Annotated in this window: 16 protein-coding genes and 1 tRNA gene; 12 read left to right on the top strand and 5 right to left on the bottom strand. The window is 56.1% G+C overall.

Going from position 1 to position 14,581, the window contains the following annotated elements; all coding sequences use genetic code 11:
* Positions 1-390: 390 nt before the first annotated feature.
* The 6 genes from LEP6406_RS0210080 (at position 391) to LEP6406_RS0210055 (ending at position 5,148) form a co-directional block, all read left to right on the top strand.
* Entirely contained in the window at positions 391-1,362 is a 972-nt protein-coding gene (locus tag LEP6406_RS0210080; protein ID WP_008319183.1) for a M48 family metallopeptidase, read from the top strand.
* A 138-nt stretch (positions 1,363-1,500) separates the two neighbouring features.
* Entirely contained in the window at positions 1,501-1,842 is a 342-nt protein-coding gene (locus LEP6406_RS0210075; RefSeq protein WP_008319181.1) for a nucleotidyltransferase domain-containing protein, read from the top strand.
* Positions 1,826-2,155 carry a HEPN domain-containing protein gene (locus LEP6406_RS30180; RefSeq protein ID WP_008319179.1) on the top strand — a complete coding sequence of 110 codons (330 nt, stop codon included), beginning with the start codon at positions 1,826-1,828 and terminating at the stop codon, positions 2,153-2,155. Before LEP6406_RS0210075 ends, LEP6406_RS30180 begins: the two co-directional genes overlap by 17 nt.
* Before the next feature lie 328 nt (positions 2,156-2,483).
* Positions 2,484-3,359: a S1 RNA-binding domain-containing protein gene (locus tag LEP6406_RS0210065; protein ID WP_008319177.1), complete on the top strand. Its 876-nt coding sequence runs from the start codon at positions 2,484-2,486 to the stop codon at positions 3,357-3,359.
* Positions 3,360-3,414: 55 nt separating this feature from the next.
* Positions 3,415-4,278 (top strand): Tab2/Atab2 family RNA-binding protein, encoded by an 864-nt coding sequence (locus LEP6406_RS0210060; RefSeq protein WP_008319174.1) that lies wholly within the window; start codon positions 3,415-3,417, stop codon positions 4,276-4,278.
* A gap of 3 nt (positions 4,279-4,281) precedes the next feature.
* Positions 4,282-5,148 (top strand): carbohydrate ABC transporter permease, encoded by an 867-nt coding sequence (locus tag LEP6406_RS0210055; RefSeq protein WP_008319172.1) that lies wholly within the window; start codon positions 4,282-4,284, stop codon positions 5,146-5,148.
* 3 nt (positions 5,149-5,151) lie between these two features.
* On the opposite strand, the gene LEP6406_RS0210050 is transcribed toward LEP6406_RS0210055, so the two are convergent.
* From LEP6406_RS0210050 to LEP6406_RS0210035, 4 genes are all read right to left on the bottom strand, one after another.
* Positions 5,152-5,415 carry a MoaD/ThiS family protein gene (locus tag LEP6406_RS0210050; protein ID WP_008319171.1) on the bottom strand — a complete coding sequence of 88 codons (264 nt, stop codon included), beginning with the start codon at positions 5,413-5,415 and terminating at the stop codon, positions 5,152-5,154.
* 40 nt (positions 5,416-5,455) lie between these two features.
* A tRNA-Phe gene (locus LEP6406_RS0210045) sits at positions 5,456-5,528 on the bottom strand.
* Positions 5,529-5,699: 171 nt separating this feature from the next.
* Complete coding sequence (locus LEP6406_RS0210040) at positions 5,700-6,149, bottom strand: PPC domain-containing protein (protein WP_008319170.1); 450 nt, start codon at positions 6,147-6,149, stop codon at positions 5,700-5,702.
* A gap of 157 nt (positions 6,150-6,306) precedes the next feature.
* Entirely contained in the window at positions 6,307-8,022 is a 1,716-nt protein-coding gene (locus tag LEP6406_RS0210035; RefSeq protein WP_081748150.1) for an ABC transporter substrate-binding protein, read from the bottom strand.
* A gap of 274 nt (positions 8,023-8,296) precedes the next feature.
* Between LEP6406_RS0210035 and LEP6406_RS0210030 the strand changes: the two genes are divergently transcribed.
* From LEP6406_RS0210030 to LEP6406_RS0210005, 6 genes are all read left to right on the top strand, one after another.
* On the top strand, positions 8,297-9,523 hold the full coding sequence (locus LEP6406_RS0210030) for a DUF1995 family protein (RefSeq protein WP_263971160.1): 1,227 nt from the start codon (positions 8,297-8,299) through the stop codon (positions 9,521-9,523).
* Between the two features lie 44 nt (positions 9,524-9,567).
* Positions 9,568-10,848 carry a GNAT family N-acetyltransferase gene (locus LEP6406_RS27395; RefSeq protein WP_008319165.1) on the top strand — a complete coding sequence of 427 codons (1,281 nt, stop codon included), beginning with the start codon at positions 9,568-9,570 and terminating at the stop codon, positions 10,846-10,848.
* A 93-nt stretch (positions 10,849-10,941) separates the two neighbouring features.
* Positions 10,942-11,412, top strand: coding sequence for a Holliday junction resolvase RuvX (gene ruvX, locus LEP6406_RS0210020; RefSeq protein WP_008319164.1), 471 nt, complete (start codon positions 10,942-10,944; stop codon positions 11,410-11,412).
* Positions 11,409-11,984, top strand: coding sequence for a DUF3727 domain-containing protein (locus tag LEP6406_RS0210015; protein ID WP_008319163.1), 576 nt, complete (start codon positions 11,409-11,411; stop codon positions 11,982-11,984). Before ruvX ends, LEP6406_RS0210015 begins: the two co-directional genes overlap by 4 nt.
* Position 11,985: 1 nt before the next feature.
* Entirely contained in the window at positions 11,986-13,071 is a 1,086-nt protein-coding gene (gene mltG, locus LEP6406_RS0210010; protein ID WP_263971159.1) for an endolytic transglycosylase MltG, read from the top strand.
* A gap of 149 nt (positions 13,072-13,220) precedes the next feature.
* Complete coding sequence (locus tag LEP6406_RS0210005; RefSeq protein ID WP_008319161.1) at positions 13,221-13,745, top strand: YqeG family HAD IIIA-type phosphatase; 525 nt, start codon at positions 13,221-13,223, stop codon at positions 13,743-13,745.
* A 220-nt stretch (positions 13,746-13,965) separates the two neighbouring features.
* On the opposite strand, the gene LEP6406_RS27390 is transcribed toward LEP6406_RS0210005, so the two are convergent.
* Complete coding sequence (locus LEP6406_RS27390; protein ID WP_008319160.1) at positions 13,966-14,559, bottom strand: Crp/Fnr family transcriptional regulator; 594 nt, start codon at positions 14,557-14,559, stop codon at positions 13,966-13,968.
* Between the last annotated feature and the right edge of the window lie 22 nt (positions 14,560-14,581).

Below are 14,581 nucleotides of genomic sequence, written 5' to 3'. Positions count from 1 at the left end.
AACCCGAACCACGCCGATATTGAAGGATGGCCGACCACCAAAGAAGACCAGAAGGCGATCGCCCTGAAGCTGGCTGCATCTGCCACCAAACTCATCCCTCCCCCATCGACACCCTCCTGATCTGGAGAGTAAAACTGGGCAACATAGCTTAACTGGAGAGTAGTACAGTTGAAGCATTCCTCATTTTACTGGCTTGATTGTCCACACGCCCTAGTCCATCGAAACGGTGGGTACACAGTTTTGATGGCTTTGTAGGGTCTTTACCCATGCCTTGGGGATGACGGTACCAATTCCCGCTTTCTACACTAGAGGCGGGAATTGGTTTTGGGTGGGATCCTCTCCCGTCCCTAGAACCCTAGCCCCGTTCCTTGCCGCCCCCGAGTATTGACTATGCCCGACTACCCCGGAATTTCCCGCGACGCCTTTCGTCATCCCCTGGACCAACAGGCCGAAGAAGCCCTCCGCAGCGTCCCAGGCTTTGACATCGTCACCCGCAAATTTGTGGAGTTTATCTACGAGCGACCCCAGTTTGTCTCCCTGATGGGGAATGCCATCCAGGTAGGCCCGCAGCAGTATGCCACGCTGTACCACCTGTTTCGAGATGCGGTCCAAGCCCTAGATGTGCATCCAGAACCCACCCTATTTGTGGCCCAAAATCCCACCGTCAACAGCTACTCCCTGGGGGAAGACCATCCCTGTGTGGTGGTGAATACGGGGCTACTGGACCTCCTCAGCGACGAAGAAATCCATACGGTGCTAGCCCACGAACTGGGTCACATCAAATGTGGCCACACCACCCTGACCCAAATGGCCCTGTGGGCCATGAGCACGGCCACAGTGGTAGGTGAACTCACCTTCGGTCTGGGCAATATGATTGGCAGCGGCCTCATCTATGCCTTCTATGAATGGCGACGGATGGCAGAATTGTCCTGCGATCGCGCCGCTCTATTGGTGACGGACAATTGTCGCCTTGTCAGTCAAACCATGATGCGAGGGGCAGGGGGCAGCCATCGGTTTGCCCATGAAGTCAGCCTCGAAGCCTTTGAGCGACAGGCCGATACCTATCAAAATCTAGACGAAGACGGCCTGAGCCAAGTCTACAAATTCCTGCTATACAACGGGGGCCAAGGTCCAATGATGACCCACCCCTTCCCGGTGGATCGCCTCCATTACCTCAAGACCTGGGCCGCCTCTGAGGAATACGCTCAGATTCGCTCAGGCAACTATCGCCGCCGTGGCCCTAGGGAGAGCGCGGTGAATGTGGACGCCGCCAATGCTGCTGCCGCTAATGGCACTGTAGACCAACTGCGACAGGAACTCGCCGACCTCCAGGCCGAACTCGATCGCCTGCGACAGCGCTAAGGAAGGTACGCAAAAGCAAAGTCCCATCTGTAGGGGCAATCCCTCCCATTTGATTTCTGAAGACCGTCGTAGCGTGGGTTACGCTTCGCTTCACCCACGAAGAGGTTTACTCAAAGCTCATGCAAGATCGCTATACCTATGGCCGAACTAGATTATCCTTCTGTCGATCAAGCCTTGCTAAGAGAAGTGGTAGACCACATTCGGTCAGTGGGAGAGCCTCTCAAAGTGGTGCTGTTTGGCTCTCAAGCCAGGGGAGATACTCACTCTGAGAGCGACTTAGACCTGTTGGTTGTGGAAGAGTCGGACGTACCCCGCTATAAGCGCTCTCCTCGCTACTACAAAGCCCTGGCAGGAGTTTTTCCAGCCAAGGATATTACTGTCTGGACACCGGCTGAAATTCAAGACTGGTCAGCGGTACCAAATGCGTTCGTAACTACCGCACTACGAGAGGGGAAAGTCTTGTATGAAAAACCAGCGTGATTTAGCCACAGGCTGGTTTCGCAAGGCCAACAGTGACCTGACTACAGCTCAACTTATGTTGGCATCAGATGGGCCGTATGACACAGCTTGCTACCATGCCCAACAAGCTGCCGAGACATACTTGAAAGGATTTCTTGCATTCAAGGGTATTGCGATTCCCCGTATCCATGACCTGCTGGAACTCAACCAGCTCTGTGAAGGTATAGCTGATAGTTGGCAAGTGAATGTCGATAGTCTGGCTAAATTAATGCCTTACGCGGTGGAATCTCGTTACGACCTGGAGTTTTTTCCGGATTCAGGAAACTGCATCTGAAGCTCTTGACTTAGCCCAACAGGTCAAGATAGCCGTATTGTCTGCAATGCCACCAGAGGAGGGCTCACAATGATGAAGAATGAATCGGAAGTCTCGAACAGGTTGCAAAAGAAATCGTAGCTCAGGGCATGGCAAAAGCAAACCCTGGCTGCAATTCGAGGATTTGATTGCCTCCTGATAGAGTAATTGGGGTTAGTTGCACATCACGTTACCATGGATAATACATCCCAACTATATGGTGAGGTTTTCCTACTGATCCACCGATGCCAACTCGGTGCCGTATAGTTAGAAGACACAGTAGCTACAGTAAACAGGGAGAGACCCGGTTTTGACCTTTTCGACAGACGACTTTGCCCGTGCCCTCGCCGCCCACGATTACAACTTTCAGGCGGGTAGCGTTGTTAAAGGGACAGTCATTGGCCACGGTAGTGAGGGGGCCTATGTGGAGATTGGCGGCAAATCTGATGCCTTTGTGCCCCTTAAGGAAGCCTCCCTCGGTAAGGCTGAAGCCTTAGAGGAACTTCTACCGCTCCAGAGTGAGTGGGAGTTCATGATTATTCGAGAGCAGGATAACGAGGGGCGGGTGCTGCTGTCTATCCGGCGGCTGTTGGTGCAGCAACTTTGGGAGAAGCTGACTCAGCAGCAGAGTGACGGTATTCTCATCTCCACGCGGGTGACGGGGATCAATAAGGGGGGCGTGATTGTGGATGTGGAGGGGCTGCGGGGCTTTGTGCCGCGATCGCACCTTAGCCATCCCGAAGATCTAGAGGCCCTAGTGGGCACCACCCTGACCGTGGGTTTTCTAGAAGTGGACCCAGAGCGCAACAAACTGGTGCTGTCGGCCAAAATTGCCGCCCGCTCCCAGGCCATGGGACAGCTAGAGGTGGGGCAACTGGTGACAGGTACGGTTGTCAGTCTCAAGCCCTACGGAGCCTTTGTGGAATTTGAGGGCGTCACCGGACTGCTGCACGTCAATCAAATCAGCAAAAACTATGTGGACTCTTTGCCCAATGTCCTGAAACTCGATCAACCCTTGAAGGCTATCGTCGTGGCTCTGGATGCTGAGCGTAACCGCATCTCCCTCTCCACCAAGGTGCTAGAAAAGTACCCCGGTGAGATGATAAAAGAGCCCGACGTTCTGTTTGCCGAGGCGGAAGACCGCAGCCAGAATGTTGAGAAGATGCTTTCAGAGAGTGATGCGTAACTTAAAGCGCCATCTATTCTCAGTTTCACTGACCCCACCACACCAAGATTGACCCATGGGCACCATTTGGGAATTGGACTTTTACTCGCGCCCAATCTTGGATGAGCGCAATAAGCGCCGCTGGGAGGTCTTAATTAGCGAAGGACTGCAAAGGGTCGATGCCGATCCGGAGAACCTGTTTCGCTTCAGTCAGTTTTTGGCCAATACCGATGTCAATTCCCTGAAACTTAAGGAAGTGATTGAAACTGCGATCGCGCAGGCCCCCGAGCCCCCCAGTCGGGTACGGTTCTTTCGCTTTTCGATGCAAACCATGATCACCCGCGCCTGCGAAGATCTGGGACTGGCCGCCACCCCCAGCCGCCGGACCCTGGCCCTTCAGGACTGGATTGACTATCGCCAGCGGGAAGTGTACCCCCAGGATCCGGGCTACACCGACAAACCGGCCCCCACCGTCGGGGCTCCACCACCCTCTCCCCGTCGCCTGCCCGATGCCCTCGTGGGGCAGCGCTGGGCCTTTGTCACCCTGCCCGCCCGCGACTTTGCCGACATGCCCGACTGGCCTATGGACTTTGGCGAAGGCTTTCCCCTGTCACTGGCAGGCATCGGAGACGATACCCCCATCCCCGGCATTATCATCTTTTCCCCCCGTGCCGTTGCCATGGCTGGGTGGATGTCGGGGCTAGAACTCAGTGAGTTGCGGGTAGAGACCAGCAAGTCCCCCCGACTGATTTTAGAGACGGGGGCCGCCGATAGCTGGATTCTCTCTCCCCTGGGGGACAGCACCTTGCAAACCGAAGCGAAAAATTTTGAGGCCGCTAAGGTGGCGGCTAACCAAGTCCATTTCCTGGCCCTTCAGGAAAATCCTGCAACAGAAGCCTTCGCGGGCTTCTGGCTGATGCAGGGACGCCAGTTAGGGTGAGATATGACCCTGGAGCGCCGTGATAATACCCCCCTGCCCCCCTGGAAACGTCTCCCCTGGGGCAGTCTGGGAACCTATGGAATCTTAAGTGCGATCGCAGCTACCATGCTGCTGCCCCTGCTGTGGTTGGTCAGCACCGCCTTCAAGTCTGGCAACGAAAATATCTTTGAATTTCCCCCTCGGTTTCTGCCCGCCGAACCCACCCTCAATAACTTCATCACCGTCTGGCAGCAAAACCCCTTCGGCCAATACTTTTTCAACAGCATCCTAGTCGCGGTGCTCACGGTGGCCCTTAACCTACTGTTTTGCTCCCTCGCAGCCTACCCCTTGGCCCGACTGCGGTTTGTGGGCCGAGAGGCCCTGTTTGCCCTGATTGTGGCGACAATCCTGATTCCCTTTCAGATCGTGATGATCCCCCTCTATGTCCTCGCGGTGCAGTTGGGGCTAAGGAATTCTTACCTGGGCATTATTTTTCCCTTTATCGCCTCCGCCTTTGGCATTTTTCTGATGCGCCAAGCCTTTCTCGGGGTACCGAAGGAACTGGAAGAAGCCGCCCGCATGGATGGCTGCTCGGAACTCGGGATCTGGTGGCACGTGATGATAGCCTCCACCCGTCCCGCCCTGGTCACCCTGGCGATTTTTGTCTTTATTGGCTCCTGGAGTGATTTTCTCTGGCCGTTGATTTTGCTCGATCGGCCTGAATACTACACCCTACCCTTGGGGGTGGCAAAACTGGCGGGGAGTTTTTCCCTGGACTGGCGGCTGATAGCGGCAGGTTCCGTAATTTCCATCCTGCCGGTGCTGGTGTTCTTCGTGGTGATGCAGCGCTACATTGTCCCCACTGAGTCCGGCAGTGGCCTCAAGGGCTAACCCTCACCCGCCGCTCACCGGGGGAATCAACACCACCTCATCCCCCGATTGCAGCACGGTGTCGGGGGGCACGAATTGGAGATTGACGCCGAATCGGGTCAGGGCTTGCCAACGGGCGAGTTCGGGACGATCACCGATGAGCCGATCGCCCACCGCCGCCACTGGGGTACCGGGGGGTAACTCCAGTGTCAACTCCGGTACTCCAAAGGCATCCTGGTAGGCGGCAAACAGTTTGACGGTAACGGTGACGTTTAACACCTGTTGCATCAAGGACAATCCTCCAGCGAGGGTATTTCACCTGAAAAGATGCCAGGAGGCGGGCTTGAACCGCCGACACGAGGATTTTCAGTCCTCTGCTCTACCAACTGAGCTATCCCGGCCTGGGAGCACATCTAAGTGCCCAGCTACGATAACAGAATCCGCGATCGCACTGCAACCACAACCCTCTCCCCCTCGTTCCCAGTCTCCGGCTGGGAACTCTTCCCGAGGCTCCGCCTCGAATTTGCGGCAGAGCCTGGGTGCGAGAGATGGATTCCCACTGTGGGAATCAGCTAGTTCACCGGGCGTAGACGGGCCACCTTCAGAAAGAACTGACCCGAACCCCTGCCACCAAAGGCCCGCACCCGCACGATGTAATTACCCGTCTCAGTAATGCGTGCAAACAGGAGCGAATTGGTGGTGCCATCGGGACCATCATCATTCTCACCAATGGTATTCCCCTCCTCATCAATCAACGAGACGATGGTATCGAACTCATCGGAGATCACATCGATAGCGACCTGATCTCCAGCCTCTAGATAGACGCGGTAGTCGCGGGCGTGGCCCCCTAAGCCCGTGGGAATATCCTCCGGGGAGAGGCGATCCGTGATTTCGCCATTCAGGGGCAGAGGAATGGGGGTATATAAATCCTGGGCCGCAACTCTCATGGGCGACAGAGCCACCGTCCCCGCCAAGGCAAGGGGCATCAACAGAGCGGTACGGACGGAGTGCAAACGCTTCATAACACCTGTAAACCTTGTTGCGTGTGGGCAGTTCTGGATTTTGACCCTAGGCCAGGATTCATTCCCCAACTTACTCCCGGAAACCCTCAATGTGCCAGCTTTCTCCCCTACTTGTGTAGAAGACGATGGCAGGGATACTTATTGCCGCCAAACAGAACTAGCTGCCTTTACTGATTTGCCAGAACAGAAACTGCTGAGTGGGCTGGATCGCCACCCCCGCCACCCCCGCTTGAGAGAAGACATAGTCCTTGTTTTGCCAGAGGGGGATATAGGGTACATCCGCCGCTAGCAGATCTTGAATCTGTCGAAACAGGTCTTCCCGCACCGCCGGATCCTGCTCCGCTCGTTGGGCTGCAATCAGGTCATTGGCCTTCTGGCTGTAGTAGAACGAGCCATTGCTCTGGCTAGCCCCGGAGTCACAAAGGGTAGCTTCAGAGCCCTGATCGCAGCTCAAGAAGGGCTGCACAAAGGTATCCACGTCGTAGTAATCGGGGTACCAGTTGGCTAGCACCGAGGGGTAGATACCCTTATCGATATTGCCCCAAAGGGTCGCCCCTTCCGCCGTTTGTACCTCCACCTGCACTAGTCCCGGCAAACCCGCCTCAAAGGATTCCTTCAGCGTATTGGCCACGATGGCACGAGGGGTAGAGGCAGAGGGATACCAAATTTCAAAGGTGAAAGGGTTGGTCTCGGAAAAGCCCGCCTCCGTCAGCAGTTCCCGCGCTTGATCAAAGTTGCCATCGCCATAGGCTTCCTTCATTACCGGCTCATAGACCTCAAAGCTGGTGGGTATCAAGCTATAGAGGGGCTCTGCCTGTCCCTTGAAAACGCGCTCATTGACCAAGTTGCGGTCAATCATGGCCGCGATCGCCTGTCGGACCCGCACATCATTGAGGGGTTCGATCTTCTGGTTCAAGCTCATGTAGTTAACGACGGTGGTTCCCGCCTCGATTACCTGCCATCCACCCTGATCTGCCCCCTCTTCTAGACTGACAATCTGGTCAGGGTCAAGGGTCTGGTAGGCCACATCAAGGCCCCCAGTGGTGAAGGTGTTGTAAAGGTTGGCTGGGCTGGTAAAGATTTGAATATCGATGCCCTCATTGGCGGGTTTTTCACCCCAGTAGTCTTCGTTGACATCCAGCTTGATAGCGTCACTACCAAAGGAGGCTAGCTTGTAGGGGCCAGTGCCAATAAAACTATCGGGAATGAACTGGCCTTCGCCAATGGTGTATTGATCTGGGGGGATGGGGGTGACGCCCCAAAAGGTCAGTAGAGCGGTGAAGGCGGCAAAGGGAGACTTGAGGATAATCGTCAATTCGTAGTCTTCGGTGGCCTCGACGGTGTCAATTTTTTCCGCCAGTAGAAAGGCAGGGCGGCCCCCATTTTCCATGAACCGCTGGATCGAAAAGGCCATCACCTCGGCATTAAAAGCGGAGCCGTCATGGAAAGTGACATCCTCCCGCAGGGGAATGGTGTAGATGAGGCCATCGTTGCTGATGGTGGGCAAGTCTGTCGCCAGTTGGGGGGCTAGGTCTGTAGTCCCCGGTACGTAGGTGTAGAGTTGATCTCCCAGGTTGTGGAGCAAAATGCCGGGGAAAATTTCGTAGGCGTCGGCGGGGTCCAGGGTCCGGGCCGAGAGGGTGGTGCCTATGGCGATGCGTCCTCCCTCTGTGCCGCCTGCTTCTCCTGCCGCTGGATCCGAAGCGGAATCGGGACCGCCGCCACAGGCCACCACTAGGGCTAGACAGAGGCTAAACAGAACGGCAAAGCTTAGGGGCGATCGCGCTGGCCTTAACGGGCCAATCTTTGACCATCTCAGTCCTAAACCCCAGAACCACCTCCAACCTTGACGTAACCTGTTGAACCCAACCATAGCCACCTCTTTATTCTGGATGTCGAAGACCATCGCGCCTAAGTGCAGTAGTTGTATCACCCACTCCCGGTTCCCTGTCAATAAACTGGAAGGAGAATAGCAGGGGAATGCCAGACCAATGGCAATAGTTTGAGCCCAAAATTTTATAAACTGCTGGTTACAGAACCCTGAGATTCCCCATCTAAGGTCTACACCCCGAGAGGGCATGGCCAACTCGGGGTGCCCACGACGCGGAATCTCAGGAGGCAGTGCCGTTATTGTGTGGACGCATCCGGTGGGAGTCACTCCGTTAATTTTTCTACTGGCAGGAATTCTGGTCCTCGGGGCCGCGATCGCATTTTGGATTGAGCGCCAATATCGCCGTCGCCCCGGCAACCGCCTCGCCTTTGCTGCCGGGAACTGGAACCTAGAGACCTACGAACCCAATCACTACCGGATTGTGGGGGAGCCGGAACTGATCAACCAGACCCAATCCCTGGAAATCATGGTGCCGGAACTCACAACGGAAACCACCCTGTTGTCGAAGGCATCCCTAGCAGGGATCCAAGTGACCACCACCCTTACCCCCCAACACCCAGACGCCGAAGCCCGCAGCGATGGCTACTGGTTCGCCTACATTGTCAAGCTGCGAAAGCGTACCAGCCTGAAAATTCAAGTCGATATTACCGGACCAGATCTGCGATCGCTCAAAGTCCTTTGGGTCCGGGTTCACTACATCACCTACGGACCTGGAGGTCGCGTCCCCAAAACCGGGCACGTAGTCGTGCCCCTGCAATTTCCCAATCCCGAGGACGAGCGGCCCTGGCGAGAAACCCCTGGCGCTAAGGTGCTACCAGTGCCCACCCACCTGCTCACCCACCTGGATACCCCGGTAGAAGTGGTCCAACGGTACGTGGTGCCTCATGCCCAACCCGGAGATATCATCACCCTGGGGGAAACCCCAGTGGCCATCATGCAGGGGCGCTGGCGGCACCCCGCCGATGTCCAGCCCGGTTGGTTGGCGCGTCGCCTCTGCTACTACTTCCTGCCCACCTCCAGCCTCGCCACCGCCGGGGGTCTACAAACCCTGGTGGACGTGGTTGGCCCCATGCGGGTGCTGCTGGCCTTTCTTGGCGGTGCTCTGATGAAGGTATTTCTGCGCCGGGGCGGCGGCTTTTACCAATTGGCGGGAGAACAGGCCCGCCTGATTGATGATGTCACCGGCACCCTGCCCCCCTACGACCAGTTCATCGTCCTCGGCCCTCGGGATAGCCAAGGAGTGGTAGAGGAGATCAAACGGGCCACCGGCATAGAAGCCGCCATCGTCGATGTCAACGACTTGAGAGCGGTTAAGATATTATCAGCTACCTCCGGTGTCAATCCCCAAGTGCTAACCCAGGCGCTAATTGATAACCCTGCGGGCAATGCCGATGAGCAAACTCCCCTCGTGCTTGTGCGTCCGGGTTCCCCCGGAAACAGCCCTGAAAACACCCCTGGGAATACCGCCGGACAAGAGCCTTAACGTCATTCCCCGCAATTTCCTGCCACCCGATCTCCGCAACTCCTATGGCCCGCCCGGACACCTCCGACGCCCAAGACCCCAACCTACGGATTCGCCCACTTTACCCTCGGGATTTAGAGCGGCCCACAGCCTGGGGAGATGCCAGTCTCAGCATTGAGGATCCCCTGGAATCCACCCATTCCCAATTGGCCCCTTCTCTGCGCCCTTGGCTGGCTTGGTGGAATCATTTGGGCCAAATCGCCCTACCCCATCATCAGAACTGGTCCGGCTTTGTGGCGGAAATGGGCGAAACCCCCTGTGGCCTGATCGAGGTCTCCCCCTTTAACCGCACCCGTAGCACTTGGCGCGTGGATCGGGTGGTGGTGAATCCCCTAGTGGTGCCCACCAGCGGCGAAGGCCCCCTAGATCGCATTGGCTCCCAACTCCTGCGCCATTGCTTTGAGAATATCTGGCAGGCCCGTATGTGGCTGGCGGAAGTGACCGTCAACCACACCTCGGCCCTAGCGCTATACCGCCAAAACGGCTTTCAACCCCTAGCCCAGGTCACCTACTGGGAAATTTCTTCAGAAATTCTGCTGGAGCAGGCCCAGCGGGAACCGGACTTGCCCAATTTAATGCCCGTGAGCAATGCCGATGCCCAACTTCTGTACCAACTCGACACCGCCGCCATGCCTCCTTTGGTACGGCAAGTGTTTGATCAGCAGATCCAAGACTTCAAGGTCGAGCCCCTAGCGGGGATGACGACCAATTTGGTGCAGCGAATGCAGCGCATCGATTGCCTCCGGGGCTATGTGTTTGAGCCCCAGCGCAAAGCGGCCATTGGGCGTTTTGAACTGACGGTGAGCTGCGATGGTCGCCGCCCCCACACAGCGGAGCTAACGGTTCATCCTGCCTATACCTGGCTTTATCCAGAACTGATTAGCCACATGGCCCGTGTCCTTCAGAGCTATCCCACGGTTTCTCTACGCATTACCTCCCACGACTATCAGCCAGAGCGGGAAGATTACCTCACCCAAATCCAGGCGGATCCGGTAGAACGCACATTGATGATGGCCCGCTCGGTGTGGCACAAGGTCCGGGAAACTAAACCCGCTGCCCTAGAGGGATTGCAATTGTCCGATGTGCTGCCCGGTTTGCAACCCCTGGGTAAGCCCATGCCGGGGCGGATGTCCTGGCATTCTGAATCCTGGTCTGATGCTTGGCCCGGATCCTGGCAGGGGCGATCGCGGTGGTCAAAATGGGGCTTGGGTGGACCCTCTTCCCGTTCGGGGCCACCCTCTGGTCCTGTGGATGCGCCCCCTGATTCCCCTCCGGGAGATCGCTAGATTGGGCATGGCTGGCCGTTGCTGATATTGTGTTGCTGATATTGTCTTGATGGACTGTAGCCTTTCCCTGGAATTCTTGAATCAAACGGCCCGATGGAAGAAACCATTTCAGCCCTGGGTTTAGATCTTGGCCGTAAACGGATTGGCGTGGCGGGGTGCGATCGCTTAGGACTCCTAGCGACGGGGTTGACCACCCTAGAAGGACTGGCCTTCCCCGAACTGGTGGTCAAGTTGCGGGAATTAATCCGCGATCGCGAAGTCCAAATTTTAGTGGTGGGCATGCCCTACACCCTAGATGGACAGGTGGGCAATCAGGCCCGTAAGGTGCAATCTTTTGCTCAGCGTCTTTCCCGTGCCCTAGACCTACCTGTAGAGTATGTTGATGAGCGTCTAACCTCGTTTCATGCCGAGCAAATGATGGTGGCTGAGGGCAAATCCCCAGCCCGCCATAAGGCTCTAATCGATCGCAAGGCGGCGGCTCTGATTTTACAGCAGTGGCTTGACCACCGGGCTGCTGCCCCTGCCCGAACCCCACTGCCCCCATCCGTAGGAGATTCTGCATGACCCCACCGAGCGAATTTGCCCAAGAAGGCTCCACCGTTACCCTGCGCGACGAAGCAGGGCGGTCGCTGCCCTGTCAAGTCGAACAAACCTTTGATTTGGGTGGCAAGCCCTATGCCCTGCTGTTTCCCATTGATACCCCCGTTGAGATCTTTGCCTGGGCAACAGATGAAGACGGAGAGGAAGAGGTGATGGTGGACGTGGAAGATGAAGACATCGATAGTCTCTTCGCCACAGCTAAGGCAGTGCTAGCTGAGCAAAATCTTCATCTTCAGCGCAGCGCCATTACCCTGACGGTGGCAGGGGATTTGCCCGACGCCGAGGAAGAAAACTGCTTCACACTAGATGTGGGGGAGGATTTGGAGGATGAAGAGGATGAAGACGCCAGTGAAGACTTTCAAATCCTGGCAACCTTTTTTCAACAGGATGTGGAATATACCATCTGCACCCCTGTAGATCCCCTACTAATCTTTGCCTACATGACCCCCACTGGGGATGCCGAGGTAGTTCCCCCCGAGGAATTTGAGCGCCTCCAACCAGAGTTGGAAGCCACCTTGTTTGATCTCTTAGAGTAGTGTGGCTACTGCCGACGCTGTACCCATGACCTCCCGGATTCCCAAAACCATATTCTTTCTGGCGGTGGTGCCCATCACCCTGGGTCTTGCTGGATGGCAGGGCTGGGTTTGGTGGAGCTGGGCGACAGCCCCCGTTCTGGGACGAGCCGCCGCCGATGAGGCCGTGGCTCCAGTCCAAATCCAGATTCCCACAGGGACAGCGGGGCAACAGATCGGACGAGACTTGGAGGTGGCGGGGCTGATCCGCTCTCGCCTTGCCTGGAATATCTGGAGTCGTTGGCGAGCCTTTCGAGAACCGGAGGGTGGGTACCAAGCGGGTACCTATATCCTCGTTCCCAACCAATCCTTGGTGGAGATTGCTCACCAGATTTGGAGTGGGGAGGTGGTAACCAATAGCTTTACGGTGCCGGAGGGCTGGACAAGAGCAGAAATGGCGGCGGCTTTTGAGGAACGCGGGTTCTTCTCTGCCGATGATTTTTTGCAAGCCACCCAACAAATTCCCACTGACCGCTATCCTTGGCTACCGGGGAACTTGCCCCATCTAGAGGGGTTTCTCTATCCCGACACCTACCAGCTTCCAGCGGAGGCCATTACCCCGGAAGCGGTGGTGGATCTGATGCTGGAGCGCTTTGAGACCGTGGCTTTGCCCGCCTATGAAGCGGCGAATTCCACGTTTTCCCTGGTGGAGTGGGTGACCCTATCCAGCATTGTGGAGCGGGAGGCGGTAGTGGCGGAGGAGCGATCGCAGATTGCTGCCGTGTTTAACCGCCGTCTAAAAGAGGGGATTCCGTTGGGGGCCGATCCCACGGTGGAATATGGCCTCGGGATTACCCAGACCCCTGAGCAACCGCTGACCTTTGCCCAGGTAGAAACCCCCTCTCCCTACAACACCTATATCAATGTGGGTCTACCCCCGACTCCCATTGCTAGCCCCGGTATTGCCAGCCTAGAGGCCAGTCTTGATCCCCCCGAGACGGAATATCTCTTTTTCGTAGCCCGCTATGACGGCACCCACGTCTTTAGCCGCACCCTGGCAGAGCATGAGGCCGCCCAAGCCCAAATTCGTGATGCCATCGATGGAGAATAGGGGAGGCCCAGGGTAAGAGCTATAGCGCTCCTCCGCGAGTTGTAAAAACTCGTAGTGCAGGCGTTTCGCCTGCATGGGCAAGATACCTCTCCTACCTCAAGAATCAATTTGGATTGCTATATGGCGACAGTAATAATGGATAACCACCAATGAACTGGGTGAAGCTGCTCCAGCCAGACTTGATCTTAGGCGAGCCCATACTGGGCCTCACCCCTGAACTCATCGCCCAGCACCAGCTCCAAGGGTTGGTGCTGGATGTGGATGAGACCCTAGTACCCCTACGGGAAGGACAAACCTCCCCAGAGGTTCATGCTTGGTGTGCCCAACTCAAGCCCCTCGTTTCCCTGTGGCTGGTGAGCAACAATCTGAATGAGGCCCGCATTCGCCGCATTGCCGAAGGGTTAGATTTACCCTACATAACCGGGGCCGGCAAGCCCTCTCGGCGCAAGCTGCGTCGTGCCGCTGAAGCCATGAACTTGCCCTTGGAGCGGATCGCTATGGTGGGGGATCGGCTGTTCACTGATGTGTTAGCGGGGAACCGCCTAGGGATGTTTACGATTTTAGTGGAGCCTATGGCCGGTTCCGTAAGCGGTTTACCTGGGAAACCCCTCGTGCGATCGCTGGAGGTGTGGATTTCTCACCGTTTGGGGGTCTCCCTCAAGTCTCTACCATAGAACGGCAAAACTTGATAACTCCTCATATTTCGTGACAATGGCGAAACATAAAGACATTATTATGTGCACGCCTTTACAGTTAAAACCCAGGCAATAATAGGGGGAAATCATAAGGGATCGCGCTTTTTTATAGATCCCAATTGTCAAACCCCCTATAAATAACGAAGCGCTGGCTTTCACCGATAGAAAGCGCAGCGCTTTGTTTTTGCCCAGGGATTCTTTAAAAATTCCCAGCCTCAATCGCCAGTGTGTGACTAGGAATAAACTGATGGCGGCGTGACCATTGGATCTGGTCACTTTGCTCCAATTGATTAATCAGCCGGGTAACGGTAACCCGTGTCGTCCCCAGGGTTTCTGCGATCTCTTGGTGGGTCAAAGGTAATTGCATCTGGATACCGTGGCTCCGACGCTGGCCAAACCGTTGTGCCAGCCAGATCAACAATTTGAGCAACCGAGTTTCCATGCGGTGGCAGTGCAAGATACCCAGCATGATATTGGTCTGCTGCTGGTGGTCTAACAGGTTGCGGCTAGGAATGACTTGATGGGTGGTGACAGTGGTGGCGGTAATGGTGGTCAGAGGCTGAATTTCATAGGGGCTAACCTGATCAATGGCCCAGCCAACCCAACTCCCCGGTCCCCAAAAACCCAGGGTAATGATGCTCCCTTCGTCATTCCAAGTAACGGTACGGACGAGACCCTGGTGAATTTTCCAGAGCGTAGTTTTTCGAGAAGACAGGGGTTGATGGCGTTGGAACCTATACAATGCCGGGGAGATTGTGGGGGTTTCTAGGCTGGGGTGGAGGATAGGGGTCATGGTGGGTGGGGTGATGGGGTAT

This window comes from Leptolyngbya sp. PCC 6406 (assembly GCF_000332095.2).
Taxonomy (GTDB): domain Bacteria; phylum Cyanobacteriota; class Cyanobacteriia; order Phormidesmidales; family Phormidesmidaceae; genus PCC-6406.
The sequence above is the reverse complement of the archived record's forward strand: the minus strand, read 5'-3'. Positions and strand labels throughout refer to the sequence as shown.

What these genes read in the sequence shown, in the direction of transcription:
- LEP6406_RS0210080 (WP_008319183.1), top strand. Translation starts at nt 391, where the DNA reads ATGCCCGACTACCCCGGAATTTCCCGCGACGCCTTTCGTCATCCCCTG.
- LEP6406_RS0210075 (WP_008319181.1), top strand. Translation starts at nt 1,501, where the DNA reads ATGGCCGAACTAGATTATCCTTCTGTCGATCAAGCCTTGCTAAGAGAA.
- LEP6406_RS30180 (WP_008319179.1), top strand. Translation starts at nt 1,826, where the DNA reads ATGAAAAACCAGCGTGATTTAGCCACAGGCTGGTTTCGCAAGGCCAAC.
- LEP6406_RS0210060 (WP_008319174.1), top strand. Translation starts at nt 3,415, where the DNA reads ATGGGCACCATTTGGGAATTGGACTTTTACTCGCGCCCAATCTTGGAT.
- LEP6406_RS0210055 (WP_008319172.1), top strand. Translation starts at nt 4,282, where the DNA reads ATGACCCTGGAGCGCCGTGATAATACCCCCCTGCCCCCCTGGAAACGT.
- LEP6406_RS0210050 (WP_008319171.1), bottom strand. Translation starts at nt 5,415, where the DNA reads ATGCAACAGGTGTTAAACGTCACCGTTACCGTCAAACTGTTTGCCGCC.
- LEP6406_RS0210040 (WP_008319170.1), bottom strand. Translation starts at nt 6,149, where the DNA reads ATGAAGCGTTTGCACTCCGTCCGTACCGCTCTGTTGATGCCCCTTGCC.
- LEP6406_RS0210035 (WP_081748150.1), bottom strand. Translation starts at nt 8,022, where the DNA reads ATGGTTGGGTTCAACAGGTTACGTCAAGGTTGGAGGTGGTTCTGGGGT.
- LEP6406_RS27395 (WP_008319165.1), top strand. Translation starts at nt 9,568, where the DNA reads ATGGCCCGCCCGGACACCTCCGACGCCCAAGACCCCAACCTACGGATT.
- ruvX (WP_008319164.1), top strand. Translation starts at nt 10,942, where the DNA reads ATGGAAGAAACCATTTCAGCCCTGGGTTTAGATCTTGGCCGTAAACGG.
- LEP6406_RS0210015 (WP_008319163.1), top strand. Translation starts at nt 11,409, where the DNA reads ATGACCCCACCGAGCGAATTTGCCCAAGAAGGCTCCACCGTTACCCTG.
- LEP6406_RS0210005 (WP_008319161.1), top strand. Translation starts at nt 13,221, where the DNA reads ATGAACTGGGTGAAGCTGCTCCAGCCAGACTTGATCTTAGGCGAGCCC.
- LEP6406_RS27390 (WP_008319160.1), bottom strand. Translation starts at nt 14,559, where the DNA reads ATGACCCCTATCCTCCACCCCAGCCTAGAAACCCCCACAATCTCCCCG.